The organism is Burkholderia sp. 3C, from assembly GCF_054589155.1.
In genome coordinates, this window is the sequence record NZ_BAAILN010000092.1 from 388,644 (window position 1) to 406,227 (window position 17,584).

Sequence of the window (17,584 nt, forward strand, 5' to 3'; positions counted from 1 at the left end):
CTCGACAGCGGCGGCACCGGGGCGTTCGAAGCACCCGGCGGCGGCATCGCGCCCGCGACGGCGCCGTTCGGCGGCGCAACGCGCAGCAGTTGATCGACTTCGATCTGATTCGGGTTCGACAGGTTGTTCCACGAGGCGATGTCGCGGTAATTCTGGCCGTTTTCCAGGGCGATCCGATACAGCGTATCGCCCGGTTTCACGCGGTAATAGCCGGGCGGCGGCGGGCCGAGCGGCACGGCCGGCTGCGTGGCGGCCAACGGCGCCGACGGCGACGTGCCGAGTGCGCCGGAGCGATCCACCACCGGCGCCGGGTCCATGCGCGATGCGCAGGCGGCAACGAGCAGGAGTGCGGCTGCACAGATGGCGCGCTGGCCGATTCGCTGGCCGGATGTCAGCGGAATAGTCGATTGTTTGTTTTGCATCGCGCGCAACGTAATCATCAGTGTCAAATCACTCCGGATTTTAAAGGGACAAAGAAAACGCGATCAAGTCGCGACTCTCGCCATTGCGTCGGCCCGACGCGTTCGACGAGCGTCAGCACTTGCGAATCGCCGCTCTGCGCGCCGACCGGCGCGACCAGCCGGCCGCCCACGGTCAGTTGCTCGAGCAGCGCTTGCGGTATATCCAAGCCGGCCGCCGCGATCACGATCGCATCGAACGGCGCGGCCGCGGGCAAGCCGAGGCGGCCGTCGCCGTAATGCAGCCGGATGTTCGGCACGCGCAATGGCCGGAGATTGCGTTTCGCGCGTTCGAACAAAGGTTTCACGCGCTCGATCGAATAGACGTCGCGCGCGAGATGACTCAATACCGCAGCCTGATAACCGCAGCCGGTGCCGATCTCGAGCACGCGCTCGGGCGAACGGCCCGCGAGCGCCAGCTCGATCATGCGCGAGACCACGGACGGCTTCGAAATCGTTTGCTGATGGCCGATCGGCAATGCCGCATCTTCGTATGCCTGCGCGGCCAGGCCGGGATCGACGAACAGATGGCGCGGCACGGCGGCCATCGCGGCCAGCACGCGCGTATCGGTGATGCCGTTCGCGCGCAGTCGTTCGACCATGCGCTCGCGAACCCGTTCCGAGGTCAGCGCCAGCGCACCGGTCACGGCGGGTTTTCCCGCATGAGCGGCGCCCTTCGCAACCGCCGCCGAGGCAGTGTTGCCCTGCAGCGCCGCGCGCGTCAGGCCGGCCGGCCGCGCCGGCGACCCGGCCACCGACGCGCCGAGCGTCGGCCGTGCGGGCGAGGCCGGATGGGATCGCTCGTTCGTGCGGGCGGCCGCCTTGCGCGGCGCCCGCTTCAGATCCTCGAGCGCAAGCGGAAACCGCTTGGCGCGCTCGCCGCTCATGCGACGTCGCTCCGCGAGCGCGCCCAATCGCGCGTCGCAGCCAGTTTCTGCGTATCGGTAAGGTCGAGCTGCAACGGCGTAATCGACACATGGCCGTTCGCCGTCGCGTGGAAATCGGTGCCCTCGCTCGCGTCGAGCGCGGCACCCGTGGCGCCGATCCAGTAGATCGCCTCGCCGCGCGGGTTGTTCTGGCGGATCACCGGTTGCGACGGGTGACGCTTGCCGAGCCGCGTGACCTGCCAGCCCTTGAGCTGCTCGTACGGTAAATTCGGGATATTGACGTTCAGAAAAGGCTGGCCCGGCATCGGCGTTTCGATGAAATGCCGGACGATGTCGGCGGCCACGCGCGCGGCCGATTCCAGTTCAACCCAATCCTTGTCGACCAGCGAGAACGCGATGGCCGGGATGCCGAACATGATGCCTTCGGTGGCGGCGGCGACGGTGCCCGAATAGAGCGTGTCGTCGCCCATGTTCTGACCGTTGTTGATGCCCGACACGACGAGGTCGGGCCGGCCCTCGAACATCCCCGTCAGCGCGAGGTGGACCGAGTCGGTCGGCGTGCCGTTCACGTAATGAAATCCGGTGGTGGCCGAGCGATGCAGCGACAGCGGCCGCGACAGCGTCAGGGAGTTCGACGCCCCGCTGCAATTCTGCTCGGGCGCCATCACGGTCACATCGGCGAACGGACGCAGCGCTTCGTAGAGCGCGGCCAGGCCGGGCGCCAGATAACCGTCGTCGTTGCTGAGTAGGATTCGCATCCGGCGATTGTAACCGAGGAAACATGGCGTGCGAACGACAGTCCGGCCACCTGCCGGCGCATCGCCGCGCGGCGCTAGATCACACGTTTTTCGCGCAGCGCAGCGATCGCCGGAGCGTCGTAGCCGAGTTCGGCGAGCACCGCGTCGGTGTGCTCGCCGAGCGCCGGCCCGAGCCAGCGCGTGTCGCCCGGCGTGTCCGACAGCTTCGGCGTGATCGACGGCAGCGCAATCTCCTGTCCGTCCGGCAAACGGAAACGCTGGATCATCTGGCGCGCGACGAACTGCGGATCGACGAACATGTCGGCTGCGCTGTAAATGCGCCCGGCCGGCACGTCGGCCGCATTGAGCACCTCGAGCGCGGCGTCGATGGTGCGCGGCGCGAGCCAGGCGGCGATCGCATCGTCGATCTCCTGCGTGCGCGGCACCCGGCCATCGTTGTGCGCGAGCGCCGGATCGTCGGCCAGATCGGCGCGCTCGATCGCCTTCATCAGGCGCTTGAAGATCGGATCGCTGTTGCCGCCGATCACGATGCTGCCGTCGGCGCAGGCATAGGTATTCGACGGCACGATGCCCGGCAGCGACGCGCCGGTGCGCTCGCGCACCATGCCGTAGACGCCGTACTCGGGCACCACGCTTTCCATCATGTTGAACACGGCTTCGTAGAGCGCGACGTCTACCACCTGCCCCTTGCCGCCGTTCATGTTGCGGTGATGCAGCGCCATCATCGCGCCGATCACGCCGTGCAGCGCGGCGATCGAATCGCCGATCGAAATGCCGATGCGCGGCGGCGGCAGCTCGGGATAGCCGGTGATATGGCGCAGGCCGCCCATCGATTCGGCGATCGCACCGAAGCCGGGACGGTCGCGATACGGGCCGGTCTGCCCATAACCGGACAGCCGCACCATCACGAGGCCCGGGTTGTTCGCCGACAGCACGTCGTAGCCGAGGCCGAGCTTTTCGAGCAGCCCCGGGCGGAAATTCTCGACGACAATATCGGCCTCGGCCGCGAGCTGCTGCGCGATGCGCCGGCCTTCGTCCGTCTTGAGATTGAGCGTGACCGATTTCTTGTTGCGCGCCTGCACCGCCCACCAGAGCGACGTACCGCCCGCTTCCGGGTAGAGCTTGCGCCATTTGCGCAGCGGATCGCCGCCGTTCGGATCCTCGATCTTGATCACTTCCGCGCCGAACTCGGCGAACAGGCGGGCCGCGAACGGCCCCGCGATCAGCGTGCCGAATTCAAGCACCTTGACGCCCGCGAGCGGGCCTGGCGTTGCGCTCATCTGTGTGGATTCTCCGGAACGGCGTACGGCCGAATGGCCGGTGCCGCGTTACAGGGTGCGGCGGTCGAGCATCGCGCGGGCGATGGTGCCCGCATCGACATATTCGAGTTCGCCGCCCACCGGCACGCCGCGCGCGAGCCGCGTGACGGACAGGCCGCGCGCTTTCAAGGTTTGCCCCAGGTAATGGGCGGTGGCCTCGCCCTCGTTCGTGAAGTTGGTCGCGAGCACGACCTCCTTGACGACGCCGTCCGACGCGCGCTTCACGAGCCGGTCGAAGTGGATTTCCTTGGGGCCGATGCCGTCGAGCGGGCTCAGCCGTCCCATCAGCACGAAATAGAGGCCGCGGTAGGTCAGTGTCTGCTCGAGCATGATCTGGTCGGCCGGCGTCTCGACGACGCACAGCAGGCTCGGATCGCGCTCGGTATCACTGCAGACTTCGCAGATGCGCGCCTCGGTGAAGGTGTTGCACTTCTCGCAGTGCTGCAGGTGCTCGGTCGCGAACAGCAGCGATCGCCCGAGCCGCTCGGCGCCATCCCGATCGTGCTGCATCAGGTGGTAGGCCATCCGTTGTGCGGATTTCGGCCCGACGCCGGGCAGCACGCGCAGTGCTTCGACGAGGGCGGACAGGGCGGACGGCTGTTTCATGCGATACCGATATGCGAAAGGAACTGCCTTAGAACGGCAGCTTGAAGCCCGGCGGCAGCGGCAGGCCCGATGTCATGCCGCTCATCTTTTCCTGCGATGTGGCTTCGGCCTTGCGCACGGCATCGTTGAACGCCGCGGCCACCAGGTCTTCGAGCATGTCCTTGTCGTCCGCGAGCAGGCTCGGGTCGATCGTCACGCGGCGCACTTCGTTCTTGCAGGTCATCGTGACCTTGACGAGCCCGGCGCCAGACTGACCTTCGACTTCGATGAGGGCGAGCTGCTCCTGCATCTTCTTCATGTTGTCCTGCATTTGCTGGGCTTGCTTCATCAGCCCGGCGAGTTGGCCTTTCATCATGGACGTGCTCCTTGGTATTCGTGTGAGACCGGCGCGATCTTAGCGCCGGTTCCGGGATTAGGGAATGGGACGGTTGGGGGCCGCGCTCAATGCAGCGTCGGCGCGCCGCCGGCCGAACCGGCGTGGTCGGCCGCCACCGGGCGGACCGAACCCTCGACGATCCGCGCGCCGAAATCGCGGATCAGTTGCTGGACGAACGGATCGGCGCCGATGTCCTGCTCGGCGTCGCGCTGACGCGCCGCGCGCTCGCGGGAGTCGAGCGCTGCGGCCGTGCGGCGCGCCGGACCGACGTCGACCGCGACGTCGACCGCCTTGCCGAGCGCTTCGGCCAATGCGGTCTTGAGCTTCGCGACCTGCGCGGCATCGGCGTATTGCGGGACTGGCACCGACAACTTCAGCACGCCGCCGTCGACCGCCGTCAATTCGCTATTGAAGGCAAGTTGGTAGGCAACGCCCTTGAGCGGCAGGCTGGCGGCCAGTTGCGGCCATTCACCGTCGTAGCCGACCGCGTCGAGCGAGATCGCGGGCGGCAGCGGGCGGGCATCGACCGGCGCCGGGGCCGGCTGCGGCGGTGCCACGCGCACGTCATCGGGACCGCTGTCGAATACGGGGAAATAGCCGTCGTCGGGCGGCGGGCCGTAGTGCTCGTCGGCCGACATCGACATCGGCATGTAATCGTCGGGAGGCATGTCGTCCCACGACGGCGGCGCGGACGGATCGGCCGAGCTGGCGTGAACCGGCTGTTCGGCACGCGGGCGCGGCGTCGGTACGTTGACGCGCGGCGCGGCGGGCTTCGGCGCGGCGGCCGCAGCTTTCGGTGCCGCCGTGGCCGCGCGGTCGCGATCGGACGACACGCGCATGCCGCGGCTGCGCAGCACGTCGAGCGCGGCGGCGGCGCCACCGGCGCGAGCGGGCGCGGGGCGCGCGGCCGGTTCGCTGGCGATGGCGGCGATCGGCTCGGGAGTGACGGTTGGTGTGCGTGCCGGTTGCGGCTCGGCGGCCGGTTCCGGCGACGGCGCGCTCGGCACAACCGCCCGTTCTGCGGCGGCAGGCGCGGGATCGGCTTGAGGCGGTGCAATCTCGGCGGGCAGCCCATCGGCTATCGCGGCGGGAGCCTCAATTTCGGGAGCGGCAGCCGGCACTGCGGCTGGAGCGGCTACGACAACCGGCTCGGCAGCGACATCGGCTTCATCCAACCACGGTGCGAGTTCCGGCTTCGACGTCGCAGCGGCTTCGGTGGCGACCGGATCGACAGCCACCGCCGCAGGCTTGGCTGGCTCGGCCACTGCAGGATCAACCACCGCAGCAGGCTTGGTCGGCTCGGCCACTGCAGGATCAACCACCGCCAAAGGCTTGGCCAACTCGATCGCAGCGGGCTCAACCACCGCAACGGGCTTGGTCGACTCGGCCACTGCAGGATCAACCACCGCGGCACCATGCGCAGCAGCAACCGGCAACGCGGCCGGGGGCTCCACCGGCTTCGGCACCGCAACCGGAACCACCGCGGGCTTCGGCGCGAGGGCCGGCATCGCGCGGGCGGCCGGCGCGGCGCCAGCCGCAGCGGTCACCGCCGGCGCTGCCGCGCGGCTCGCGCCCACCTTTGCGGCGGGTGCCGCGCCCGGCACGCCCCCGCCACCGCCCGGACCGGACGGCGCGAAAGCCAGCATGCGCAACAGCGTCATCGTGAAGCCCGCGTATTCGTCGGGCGCCAGCCCCATTTCGCCACGACCCACCGTCGCGATCTGGTAATAGAGCTGAACCTGCTCGGGGCCGAGCAACTCGGCGAAGCGGCGCAGATCCGACGCTTCGGGCCATTCATTGAGCACCGAAGCCGGCGCGAACTGCGCCCAGGCGATCCGATGCAACAGGCCGGCCAGATCCTGCAGCGCCGTCGAGAACGACAGGCTGCGCAGCGCCATTTCATCGGCGATCGTGAGGATTTCCGGGCCGTCGGCCGCGGCAATGGCGTCGAGCAAACGCACCATGTAGGTCTGGTCGAGCGCGCCGAGCATGCCGGACACGGCGGCTTCGGTCACCTCGTTGGCCGAATAGGCGATCGCCTGATCGGTCAGCGACAGCGCATCACGCATGCTGCCCTGCGCCGCGCGCGCGAGCAGCCGCAGCGCCTGCTGCTCGAACGCCACGTGCTCCTCGCCGAGAATCCGCTCCAGGTGCGTGACGATATGCCCCGCCGGCATCTGCTTCAGATTGAACTGCAGGCAGCGCGACAACACGGTCACGGGAATCTTCTGGGGATCGGTGGTGGCGAGGATGAACTTGACGTGCGACGGCGGTTCCTCGAGCGTCTTGAGCATCGCGTTGAACGCGTGGTTCGTCAGCATGTGCACTTCGTCGATCATGTAGACCTTGAAGCGCGCATCGACGGGCGCGTACACGGCGCGCTCCAGCAGCGCGGCCATTTCATCGACACCGCGATTGCTGGCCGCGTCCATTTCAACGTAATCGACGAAACGCCCTTCGTCGATTTCGCGGCAGGCGCGACAGACGCCGCACGGCTGCGAGGTCACGCCGGTCTCGCAATTGAGCGCCTTGGCGAAGATCCGGGACAACGTCGTCTTGCCGACGCCGCGAGTGCCCGTAAACAGGTAGGCGTGATGCAAACGCCCGCCATCGAGCGCGTGCGTAAGCGCCCTGACGACGTGCTCCTGGCCGACGAGCGAAGCGAAATCCTTCGGACGCCACTTGCGGGCGAGAACTTGATAGGTCATCACGAAATTGTATCAGCAACATATCGCGCCGCCGACAGCCAAGCCACCGATGCCGGCGAGATTTGCGCGCACAAGGATCGGCGGCGGCACACGACGCAATCGTGCCGAACCGCATGACGCTGCTCAGCGATCAACAAGGGGGGAACAGCAAATATCGAGGCGCCGCGAGTGCGACAGAGGGATACAGCAGAACAACTAGAGGGAGGGGTGACGAGCCTGACCCTCGGCACTGGCGGAAAACGGTTGTGGCTGCTTCGTTCCCGACCTGACCAGGTTCACCGGCCCACCATGCGAGGAGGCCCGTCACGGCGTATTCTAGCACCGGTTCGATTCGAACGCGACCGATTTATCGGCAACATCGCACTTCGGGCGAGGCGGGACATCGAATTGGCGCTCCTGTGCGCAATATATAAGCACCCTTCTCCGGAATATCGCAATCGATGAACGCCCTCGACCCAAAGGCGGCATCGTTTAAATGTGCTGCCCGTTCTTATTTCATCCGGAAAGATTCCCACCGCCCCACTGCCCTTGCATTCCGCCGCGCCATACCCACATCGGTTACGTCGCCCGTAGTGCCCTACAGCCCTACTCGCGAAGCGGATACTATCGCCGCCAACGGCAGATAGCAATTTAGGCTAATATGACGCCCGAGTGACCCGCGAGCCCACGGTTTGCAGCGCTTCACGCCACCATTTTCGCGGGGCGGAGCTGCCTGAACCGGCGGCCGGCGCACCCGACCGGCGCCCGCAGGCAGCCCCCCGAAACAAATGAGGTATCGACCCAATGAGCGAATTGATCAAACACATCAGCGACGCGTCGTTCGAACAAGACGTCATCAAATCCGACAAGCCCGTCCTGCTCGATTTCTGGGCCGAATGGTGCGGCCCGTGCAAGATGATTGCCCCGATTCTCGACGATGTCTCGAAGGAATATGGCGACAAGCTGAATGTCGCGAAGATCAACGTCGACGACAACACTGCAACGCCCGCCAAGTTCGGCGTGCGAGGCATCCCGACGCTGATCCTGTTCAAGAATGGCGTGCTCGCCGCTCAAAAGGTTGGCGCGCTGTCCAAGTCGCAACTGACGGCATTCCTCGACAGCCACCTGTAAAAAGCCGTATTCTCCAAAGCGCCTGTTGCCAACCGGCAACAGGCGCTTTGTGTAAGCGCCGAACGGCAAGGCAAGCCCGAATCGGCGTGTGGTAGAATTTGAATCGACGTCGCCATCCGACGCAAAAGTCTCAGAGCGTTTCCGCTCGCCCCCCTCCCTATATTCTTTCTCTGCATCTTCTCCTCCCTGGCGGGTTCTCCGTATGCATTTATCCGAGCTCAAGTCTCTGCACGTCTCCGAATTGATCGAAATGGCCAATGGCCTGGAGATCGAAAACGCGAACCGCCTGCGCAAGCAGGAGTTGATGTTCGCCATTCTCAAAAAGCGCGCCAAGACGGGCGAGACGATCTTCGGTGACGGCACGCTCGAAGTCCTGCCGGACGGCTTCGGCTTCCTGCGCTCGCCCGAAATGTCGTACCTCGCGAGCACGGACGACATCTATATCAGCCCGTCGCAGATCCGCCGCTTCAATCTGCACACTGGCGACACGATCGAAGGGGAAGTGCGTACGCCGAAAGATGGCGAGCGCTATTTCGCACTGGTCAAGGTCGACAAGGTCAACGGGCAGCCGCCCGAGGCCTCGAAACATAAGATCATGTTCGAGAACCTCACGCCGCTGCACCCGAACAAGCCGCTGTCGCTCGAGCGCGAAATGCGCGGCGAGGAAAACGTCACGGGCCGCATCATCGACATGATCGCGCCGATCGGCAAGGGCCAGCGCGGCCTGCTGGTCGCCTCGCCGAAGTCGGGCAAGACGGTCATGCTCCAGCACATCGCGCACGCGATCAAGCAGAACCACCCGGATGTGATTCTGTTCGTGCTGCTGATCGACGAGCGCCCGGAAGAAGTGACGGAAATGCAGCGTTCGGTGGCGGGCGAAGTGATTGCCTCGACGTTCGACGAACCGGCCACGCGTCACGTGCAGGTCGCCGAAATGGTGATCGAGAAGGCCAAGCGCCTCGTCGAAATGAAGCACGACGTGGTGATTCTGCTCGACTCGATCACGCGTCTCGCCCGCGCCTACAACACCGTGATCCCGGCTTCGGGCAAGGTGCTGACGGGCGGTGTCGACGCCAACGCGCTGCAACGCCCGAAGCGCTTCTTCGGCGCGGCCCGCAACATCGAGGAAGGCGGTTCGCTGACCATCATCGGCACGGCGCTGATTGAAACCGGCAGCCGCATGGACGACGTGATCTACGAAGAGTTCAAGGGCACCGGCAACATGGAAGTGCACCTCGAACGCCGTCTCGCGGAAAAGCGCGTCTACCCGTCGATCAACCTGAACAAGTCAGGCACGCGCCGCGAGGAAATGCTGATCAAGGCCGACATCCTTCAGAAGATCTGGGTGCTGCGCAAGTTCATCCACGACATGGACGAAGTCGAAGCGATGGAATTCCTGCTCGACAAGATCCGTCAGACCAAGAGCAATTCCGAGTTCTTCGATCTGATGCGCCGCGGCGGCTGACCAGCACGCGCCGGCAAGAAAAACCGCCTTTCGAGGCGGTTTTTTTACGCCTGTTTCAAACGATTCCCCCGATTCGGGCAGTAATCCATTGCCCACCCCAACCTATACGTGAACGTACAGGTTGATCTACAATCCGGGCGATTCCATCACTTCGACTCGCACGTATGCCCCGCCCCGCCGATTCCACGCTGTTGACCGTGCGCGACGCCGCCGAGCGGCTTGGCGTCACGCCGCGCACGCTTAAGTATTACGAAGAACGCGGGCTGGTCACCCCGAGCCGCAGCGAAGGCCGTTACCGGCTTTACGACGAAGCCGATCTCGACCGCTTCGCACGCATCCTGCGGTTACGCGCGATCGGCTTCTCGCTGCACGGCATCACGGAAATGCTCAAGCGCCCGCTGGAGCCGGCCGGCGACAACGGGCGCCGCCGCTACTCGGACCATTCGCTGCGCGACATCCACGCCGACCTCGCCGGGCAGATCGCGCAGCTCGACGAGCGCATCACGGCGGCCCGCCGCGAGCTGCGCGAAGTCGAGGCCGTTCGCGCCGAACTGCGGCACGACCTCGACTACGTCGAACGCCGCCTCGCCGGCGACGATCCCGACGACCTGATCGTCAAGCGCCAAGCCGCCGCGAAACTCGGCCGCCCCCGCAAGGCCCGCCCATGAATGGCACCGGCGCGCGCCCCGCGTTCTGGAGCCTCGCCACCTTGCGCGGCGACCTGTTCCCATGGGTCATCGCGCTCGTCACCGGCCTCGATTACTTCGACAACGCAATCTTTTCGTTTTTCGCGAGCTATATCGCGGGCGGCATCAACGCGTCGCCCGACGAGCTGGTGTGGTCGTCGAGCAGCTATGCGATGGCGGCGGTGCTCGGCATCCTGCAGCAGCAATGGTGGATCGACCGCGTCGGCCATCGCCGCTACGTCAGCGGCTGCATGCTGTTCTACGCGGCCGGCGCGGTGGCCGCGACGCTGGCCGATACCTCGCTTCAACTCGCCTTCGCGCGCGGCCTGCAAGGCTATTTCATCGGCCCGATCATGGGTGCCTGCCGCATCCTGATCCAGATCAGCTACACGCCGCAGCAGCGGCCGCGGGCCACGCGCGCGTTCCTGATCCTGCTGCTGCTCGGCACCTCGCTCGCGCCGATCGTCGGCGGCGAACTGGTCGCGCATTTCACGTGGCGCGCGCTGTTCGCCTGCACGGTGCCGCTGGCGCTGGGGTTCGGCGCCCTCGCGTTCGGCGCGCTGCCCGATTCCGGTTACGCGCCGCCCGAGGAGCGCACCAATACGCATATCTGGCCTTACGTGATCTTCGCGTTTGCGCAGGCCGCATTGCAGATCGTCATGCAGCAAGTGCGCTATCAACTGTTTTTGTCGTCGCCGTTCCTGATCCTGCTGACGGCGGCCGGCTTCGTCTCGCTGGCCTGGTTCGCGCGCCAGCAATGGAACCATCCGTCGCCGCTGGTGCGGATGTCGGCATTTCGCCAGCGCACGTTCCAGATCGGCCTGCTGCTGTACGTGTTCTATTACTACATCACCACGTCGTTCAGCTATCTGACCTCACGTTTTCTCGAGGCCGGGCTCGGCTACCCGGTCGAGAACGCCGGGCGCCTGACCGGCATCACCTCGCTGATCGCGGCCAGCGCGCTGTTCGTCTACCTGCGTTACGCGAAATACGTGTCGCACAAGAAATGGGTGATCGTGCCGGGCTTCGCGCTGGCGGCCGGCACCGCGTTCGCGATGTCGCGCATGACGCCGGCCGTCGGCGAGGCGCAACTGATCGTGCCGCTGCTGATCCGCGGCCTGTTGCTGCTGTTCATCGTGCTGCCGGTGGCGAACCTGACGTTCCGCGTGTTCTCGATCGACGACTACACGCACAGCTATCGCCTGAAGAACATCTTCAAGCAACTGACGCTGTCGTTCGCCACGGCCTCGGTGATCATCGTCGAACAGCATCGCGACGCACTGCACCGCGAGCGCCTGTTCGAGCAGGCCAACCCGTTCAATCCGATGTTCGTGCAAACGCTCGATACGCTGACGCACGGCTTCGCCGGCGCGGGCTACGCGGCCAACGAGGCGCATGCGCTCGCGCTGGCCACCATCGGCCAGACCATCGCGCGCCAGGCCGCGTTCCTGACCTCGCTCGACGGCTTCCTGTTCGTGGCCGGGGTAGCGTTGTGCGGCGGCGTGATCGCCGCCTGGCAAAAAGCCATCGATTGAGCTAACGTGCGCGTGTTTCGTCACGCCCTTGGCACCCGATGCTCTCCCGACTTTCCCGGTGGCTCGACACGCGCCGCCGCGACCGCGCGCTGCGCAGCTTTCCGATTCCCGACACGCTGTGGGCGGACACGCTCGCCCGCCTGCCGTTCCTGTCGACGCTGTCGGACGCGGATCGCGCGCGGCTGCGCGACATGACGAGCGGCTTTCTCGCCGAGAAATCGTTCTCCACGGCGCACGGGCTCGAACTGACCGATGCGATGACGGTCGGCATCGCCGTGCAGGCCTGCCTGCCGGTGCTCAACCTGGGCCTCGACCTGTATCGCGGCTGGGTCGGCGTGGTGGTGTATCCGGGCGAGTTCGTGATCCGCAAGACGGTGGAGGACGAGGACGGCGTGGTGCACGAAGTCGAACACGACGCGAGCGGCGAAGCCTGGCAAGGCGGCCCGGTGATCCTGTCGTGGGAAGACGTGCAGATGTCGGACGGCAGCGACGCCTATAACGTCGTGATCCACGAGTTTGCTCACAAGATCGACATGCTCGGCGGCGAAACCGATGGCCATCCGCCCCTCTTTCGCCGCCTGCATGCGCCGCATCTGGATGCGGCGCGCTGGGAGAACGTGTTCGATCACGCGTACGACCGCTTCTGCGATCGCGTCGACGCCGTGCCCGAGCGCGCCTGGGCACGCTTCGAGCGCAATTCGCTGATCGACCCCTATGCGGCCGATCATCCGTCGGAGTTCTTCGCCGTCTGCAGCGAGGCGCTGTTCGTGCGTCCGACCGGCTTCGAGGCCGAATTTCCCGAGCTGTACCGGCTGCTCGCGCACTATTACCGGCAGGACCCGGCCGGCACCGGCGCACTCGATGGCCTGCCGGCCGTTTGAAGGCCGGAAACGGCCGCCGCAGGCCCGCCCGGCACGGCTTCGCGCCGCCGCGACAGACGTTGCAAATAATCGCCAACCGCCTGATTTTCTGGCATAATCGCCGTTTTTCGACCCTAGGCAAGTGGCTCGTCAGGCATCGGTTCCGGTTCACAGGACGGCGCGGCGGGTTGGCTACCGCTCCATTACAGGAAACATCATGAAACCTGGCATTCACCCGAATTACCGCGATGTGGTCTTCCAAGACATGTCGAACGGCTTCAAGTTCGTGACGCGCTCGACCATCCAGACGCGCGAAACCATCGAACTCGACGGCAAGACCTACCCGCTCGCCAAGATCGAAGTGTCGTCGGAATCGCACTCGTTCTACACCGGCCAGCAAAAGATCATGGACACGGCAGGCCGTGTCGAGAAGTTCCGCAACAAGTTCGGCGTCCGCGCCAGCGGCAAGGCTTCGTAAGCCAGTCGCGCGCGACACGGGCCGGCAGTTTGCCGGCTCGGCACGCCACGAAAAGGGCAGCCCCAGGCTGCCCTTTTTTCGTCTGCGGCGGCGGCGCGCGTTGAGGCACCGGCTGCCCGCAACGTCTACAATGCCGGATGCCCGAAAACGGCGACACCTCGCGACGCCGCCCGGCGCCCACTCATAACAAGTCATTCACTGCATGAAGCCCGTCGTTCGTCTCACCGCCTCTGCCACGCGCGCGCTGCCGCGCTGGCTGCTGCTCACGCTCTGCATCGTCTACGCGGGATTCGGCCTGTTCGCGCGCGACCCGTGGAAGAACGAGGATGCAGCCGGCTTCGGCGTGATGTGGACGATGGCGGGCGGCTCGGCGCACGACTGGCTGCTGCCGAACCTGGTCGGCAAGTTCGTCACGTCGGACGGCCCGCTCGGCTACTGGCTCGGCGCACTCGGCATCCAGACGTTCGGCCCGTGGATCTCGGCGAGCAACGCCTCGCGGATCGCCACCGGCATCCTGTTCTGCGTCGCCAGCGCGTTCGTCTGGTACACCGCCTACCTGCTCGGCCGCCGCGCCGAGGTCCAGCCGTTCAAATATGCGTTCGGCGGCGAGCCCGAGCCGCGCGACTACGGCCGCACGCTGGCCGACGGCGCGCTGCTGGTGCTGCTCGCCTGCTTCGGGCTGGCCGAGCGCGGCCACGAAACCACCCCGCAGCTCGCCCAGTTCGCCTGGATCGCGATGTTCGTGTACGGGCTCGTGCGCCTGACCGACAAGCCGCTGCATGGCGCCGCGTGGTGGGGCGTGGCGGTGGGCCTGCTGCTGCTGTCCGGCAACCCGGTGCTGACCGTCGCGCTGCTGGTCGGCACCGTGGTGCTGATCGCCATCACGCCCGAGGTGCGCCATCGCCATCTCGCGCTGGTCGGGCTGCCGATTGCCGCCGTGCTATTCGCGCTGTGGCCGCTCGCCGCGCTGTCGTTCTACCCGGACGACGCGTCATGGTTCTTCGACCAATGGCTGCACGGCAGCCTGATGCGCTTCTCGGGGCCGCCCACCACGGTGCTCAAGTACGCCGCCAAGAACCTGCCGCTCTTCACCTGGCCGGCCTGGCCGCTCGCGATCTGGGCCTGGGTCAGCTGGAAGGGCTGGCGCCGCCGCCCGCACATCGCGATTCCGGTCGCCGTGGCGGTGCCGCTGGTGGCGCTCGTGATCCTGCAAAGCCAGGAAACCAACCGCGTCTACATGCTGCTGCTGCCGCCGCTCGCGGTGCTGGCCACGTTCGCGCTGCCCACGCTCAAGCGCGGCGCGATCAACGCGTTCGACTGGTTCGCGGTGCTCAGTTTCACGATCCTCGGCAGCTTCGTGTGGCTGGTCTGGCTCGCGTCGTTGACGGGCTTCCCGCATCCGCTCGCGCGCAACCTCGGCCGCCTCGTGCCGGGCTACGAATCGCGCTTCAACGTGCTGGCGTTCGCCTGTGCGCTGATCGCCACGCTGTGCTGGTTCGCGCTGGTGCGCTGGCGCATCTCGCGTCAGCCGAAAGTGCTGTGGCGCAGCGTGGTGCTGTCGGGCGCGGGTACCACGCTGATGTGGGTGCTGCTGATGACGCTATGGCTGCCGTTCGTCAACTACAGCCGGACCTACCGCGACGTGGCCGTGCAGATCGCCGCGCACCTGCCGGCCGACTACGAGTGCATTTCGCCGGTGCGGCTCGGTGATGCGCAGATCGCCACCTTCGCCTACTTCGGCGACATGCATTTCTCGTTCACGGACGACTGCGACGTGATCCTGCGCCAGGACCCGGCCGATTACGGCGAGCCGAGCTCGATATCGCAATACGTCTGGCGCCTGGTCTGGGAAGGCCGCCGCGCGGCCGACCGCGACGAGCGCTTCCGCCTCTACGAGCGCATCGAGCGGCCCCAGACGCCGGTCCGCCGCCGCTACACGCGTGGCGCCCGCGTGCCGCGCGATTGACCATGCTGGCCGACATCCGCCGGATCGCCGGCCTCGCCTGGCCGGTGCTGATCGGCCAGCTTGCGATCATCGCGTTCGGCGTGATCGACACCGCGATGGTCGGACGCTATTCGGCCGTCGACCTGGCCGCACTGGGCCTCGGTTCGTCGATCTACGTGTCGATCTATATCGGCCTGACCGGAATCCTGTCGGCGCTGCAGCCGATCGCCGGGCAGTTGTTCGGCGCGCGGCGCTTCCACGAAATCGGCGAGGAAGTGCGCCAGGCGATGTGGCTGGCCGTGATGCTCGCCGTGCCCGGCTTCCTGCTGCTGCATTCCCCCGAACTGTTGCTGCGCCTCGCACACACGCCGAGCGCACTGCACGACCGCACCGTCGATTACCTGCGCATCCTCGCGTTCGGGCTGCCGGCCAGCCTGATGTTCCGGATCTACAACGCGCTCACCAATGCGGCCGGCAAGCCGCGGCTCGCGATGATCCTGCAGATCGGCGCGCTCGCGCTGAAGATCCCGCTCAATATCTGGTTCATCTTCGGCGGCCTCGGCGTGCCGGCGCTCGGCGGCCCCGGCTGCGGGCTGGCCAGCACGCTGATCAACTGGGGGCTGGCGCTGATCGCGTTCACGCTGGTGGCACGCCTGGACGTGTTCGCGCCGCTCGGCATCTTCGCGCGTTTCTGCACGCCGACCTGGGCTCGCCAGAAGGCGCTGCTCAAGCTCGGGCTGCCGATGGGGCTGTCGTACCTGATCGAAGTGACCTCGTACACGTTCATGGCGTTGTTCATCTCGCATTTCGGCACCACGGTGCTGGCGGGCCATCAGATCGCCGGCAACCTCGGCGCGGTGCTCTACATGACGCCGCTGTCGATCGGCATCGCCGCCTCCACGCTGGTGGCGCGCGCGCTCGGCGCGGGCCGGCCGGACGAGGCACGGCTGCTCGCGCGGCGCGGCGTGATGTTCGCCGGCATGACGGCGATCGGCTATGCGTGCGTGGTGCTGCTGCTGCGCCACGCGATCATCGACGGCTATACGCCGAACCCGGACGTGATGGCCGCCGCGCTGCCGCTGGTCACGATCGTGGCGTTCTACCACTGCGTCGACGCGATCCAGGTCACCACCGCCTTCGTGCTGCGCGCCTACAAGGTGGCCGTGGTACCGACCGTCATCTATGCCGTGGCGCTGTGGGGCGTGGGCGTGGGCGGTGGCTACCTGCTCGGCTTCGATATCGGCGGCTGGGTGCCCGCACCGCTGACGGGCGCGCGCGGCTTCTGGAGCGCGAACTTCGCGAGCCTGCTGATCGCGGGCGCGGCGCTTCTGACCTATCTGAATCACATCAGCCGGCAGCGGCTGCGCGGCGAAAGCTGACGGAGCCGCCCGCGCCAAGAGCCTTCGCGACGAGCGCTCCGCGACACCGCACCAGCGGCCTGCCGCCTCCCCGAACCTGCCGTCCCACCGCATTCCCGCCCATCTCCGGCCCACGTCAAACTTCGTCAAAACCGAGACGACCGGCACCCGCCCCCTTTACAGCCCCCGCTGCAATGCGCAACACTGCGCGCGCCGGCTCCGAAAAGCGCGCGCGTGTCCTATGCTTGATCGCATCACCCGGCCGTTTTGCATCGCACCATCGTCTGTCCGTTCCAACAGCGGTTGCACCGCTCAACTGGGGAGTCCTTGTCATGCTGAAGAAGCTGCTGATGCTGTTCGTCGCGTTGTCGTTGTCACTGAGCACCGCGATCGCGGCCGCCGTCGAGGTCAACACGGCCGATCAGGCCACGCTCGAATCGGTCAAGGGCCTCGGCCCGGTGAAGTCGAAGGCGATCATCGACGAACGGGCCAAGAACGGGCCGTTCAAGAGCGCCGACGATCTGGCAAGCCGCGTCAAGGGCTTGGGGCAGAAATCGGTCGCGAACCTGGAAACAGCCGGGTTGACGATCGGCGGCTCGTCCGCGCCGCCGACCGGCGCGAAGGCCACGCCCGCACCGGAGCGCGCCACCAAGACGCAGGCCGGCACCAGCACCGGCGCACCGGCGCCGGCCCCGACGGCCGCCACTCCCACCCCGTCGCCCGCACCGGCCGCCACCACGCCGGCCGACAACGGCAAGCCGGCCAAGGCCACGCGCGCCTCGAAGAAGAAAGACAAGGCGGCAGCCGCCGCCAGCGCCGCCGCGGCAACCGGCGCATCGGCCCCGACCGGCGCGTCGGAGCCGAAGGCCAAGAAATCGCGCAAGGCGAAGAAGAGTCAGGGCGCATCGGCCGCGTCAGGCGCCTGATCGACGGCCGGCCGCGCACGACGCGGCGGGCCGCAAGTTCAATCCGGCGTCGCCCGACCACCGCGACGCCGGTTCGTGAAACCGGAAACACGCAACATCTGAGAGGACA

The 17,584-nt window shown here is 66.6% G+C and carries 16 protein-coding genes and 1 other RNA gene; 9 read left to right on the top strand and 8 right to left on the bottom strand.

The annotated features are described in order from the left end of the window. The 8 genes from ACYP33_RS18050 to ffs all read right to left on the bottom strand — a co-directional run. Window positions 1-440, bottom strand: a 440-nt coding sequence (locus tag ACYP33_RS18050; protein ID WP_459623193.1) for a LysM peptidoglycan-binding domain-containing protein, incomplete at its 3' end; no start/stop codon positions are given. 5 nt (window positions 441-445) lie between these two features. Beyond that, window positions 446-1,345, bottom strand: coding sequence for a protein-L-isoaspartate(D-aspartate) O-methyltransferase (locus ACYP33_RS18055; RefSeq protein ID WP_459623098.1), 900 nt, complete (start codon window positions 1,343-1,345; stop codon window positions 446-448). Further along, window positions 1,342-2,103, bottom strand: coding sequence for a 5'/3'-nucleotidase SurE (surE, locus tag ACYP33_RS18060; RefSeq protein ID WP_459623100.1), 762 nt, complete (start codon window positions 2,101-2,103; stop codon window positions 1,342-1,344). Before surE ends, ACYP33_RS18055 begins: the two co-directional genes overlap by 4 nt. 74 nt (window positions 2,104-2,177) lie before the next feature. Further along, window positions 2,178-3,383 carry a CaiB/BaiF CoA transferase family protein gene (locus ACYP33_RS18065; protein WP_459623102.1) on the bottom strand — a complete coding sequence of 402 codons (1,206 nt, stop codon included), beginning with the start codon at window positions 3,381-3,383 and terminating at the stop codon, window positions 2,178-2,180. 48 nt (window positions 3,384-3,431) lie between these two features. Further along, window positions 3,432-4,028, bottom strand: a complete 597-nt coding sequence (gene recR, locus ACYP33_RS18070; RefSeq protein ID WP_414451786.1) for a recombination mediator RecR — start codon at window positions 4,026-4,028, stop codon at window positions 3,432-3,434. A 28-nt stretch (window positions 4,029-4,056) separates the two neighbouring features. Beyond that, window positions 4,057-4,383 carry a YbaB/EbfC family nucleoid-associated protein gene (locus tag ACYP33_RS18075; protein ID WP_414445441.1) on the bottom strand — a complete coding sequence of 109 codons (327 nt, stop codon included), beginning with the start codon at window positions 4,381-4,383 and terminating at the stop codon, window positions 4,057-4,059. Between the two features lie 86 nt (window positions 4,384-4,469). Further along, complete coding sequence (locus tag ACYP33_RS18080) at window positions 4,470-7,112, bottom strand: DNA polymerase III subunit gamma/tau (RefSeq protein WP_459623104.1); 2,643 nt, start codon at window positions 7,110-7,112, stop codon at window positions 4,470-4,472. Between the two features lie 206 nt (window positions 7,113-7,318). Beyond that, window positions 7,319-7,417, bottom strand: an RNA gene (ffs, locus tag ACYP33_RS18085) — signal recognition particle sRNA small type. 478 nt (window positions 7,418-7,895) lie between these two features. On the opposite strand from ffs, the gene trxA reads away from it, so the two are divergent. The 9 genes from trxA (at window position 7,896) to ACYP33_RS18130 (ending at window position 17,475) form a co-directional block, all read left to right on the top strand. Next, the gene (gene trxA, locus ACYP33_RS18090) at window positions 7,896-8,222 is read left to right on the top strand and encodes a thioredoxin TrxA (protein WP_414445443.1); all 327 of its coding nucleotides are present in this window, start codon (window positions 7,896-7,898) and stop codon (window positions 8,220-8,222) included. Between the two features lie 202 nt (window positions 8,223-8,424). Continuing rightward, entirely contained in the window at window positions 8,425-9,687 is a 1,263-nt protein-coding gene (rho, locus tag ACYP33_RS18095) for a transcription termination factor Rho (RefSeq protein ID WP_015875474.1), read from the top strand. Window positions 9,688-9,851: 164 nt separating this feature from the next. Then, a complete protein-coding gene (locus ACYP33_RS18100; RefSeq protein WP_414451784.1) occupies window positions 9,852-10,355 on the top strand; it encodes a MerR family transcriptional regulator in 504 nt (167 codons plus the stop codon). Further along, entirely contained in the window at window positions 10,352-11,908 is a 1,557-nt protein-coding gene (locus tag ACYP33_RS18105) for an MFS transporter (protein WP_414451783.1), read from the top strand. The genes ACYP33_RS18100 and ACYP33_RS18105 overlap by 4 nt, the downstream gene beginning before the upstream one ends. A 38-nt stretch (window positions 11,909-11,946) precedes the next feature. Then, the gene (locus ACYP33_RS18110) at window positions 11,947-12,789 is read left to right on the top strand and encodes a M90 family metallopeptidase (protein ID WP_459623105.1); all 843 of its coding nucleotides are present in this window, start codon (window positions 11,947-11,949) and stop codon (window positions 12,787-12,789) included. A gap of 196 nt (window positions 12,790-12,985) precedes the next feature. Beyond that, the gene (locus tag ACYP33_RS18115; protein WP_414451782.1) at window positions 12,986-13,246 is read left to right on the top strand and encodes a type B 50S ribosomal protein L31; all 261 of its coding nucleotides are present in this window, start codon (window positions 12,986-12,988) and stop codon (window positions 13,244-13,246) included. 202 nt (window positions 13,247-13,448) lie between these two features. Continuing rightward, on the top strand, window positions 13,449-15,212 hold the full coding sequence (locus ACYP33_RS18120) for an ArnT family glycosyltransferase (protein WP_459623108.1): 1,764 nt from the start codon (window positions 13,449-13,451) through the stop codon (window positions 15,210-15,212). 2 nt (window positions 15,213-15,214) lie between these two features. Continuing rightward, window positions 15,215-16,570 (top strand): MATE family efflux transporter, encoded by a 1,356-nt coding sequence (locus tag ACYP33_RS18125; protein ID WP_459623110.1) that lies wholly within the window; start codon window positions 15,215-15,217, stop codon window positions 16,568-16,570. A gap of 311 nt (window positions 16,571-16,881) precedes the next feature. Further along, on the top strand, window positions 16,882-17,475 hold the full coding sequence (locus tag ACYP33_RS18130; RefSeq protein ID WP_459623111.1) for a ComEA family DNA-binding protein: 594 nt from the start codon (window positions 16,882-16,884) through the stop codon (window positions 17,473-17,475). Window positions 17,476-17,584: the final 109 nt, after the last annotated feature.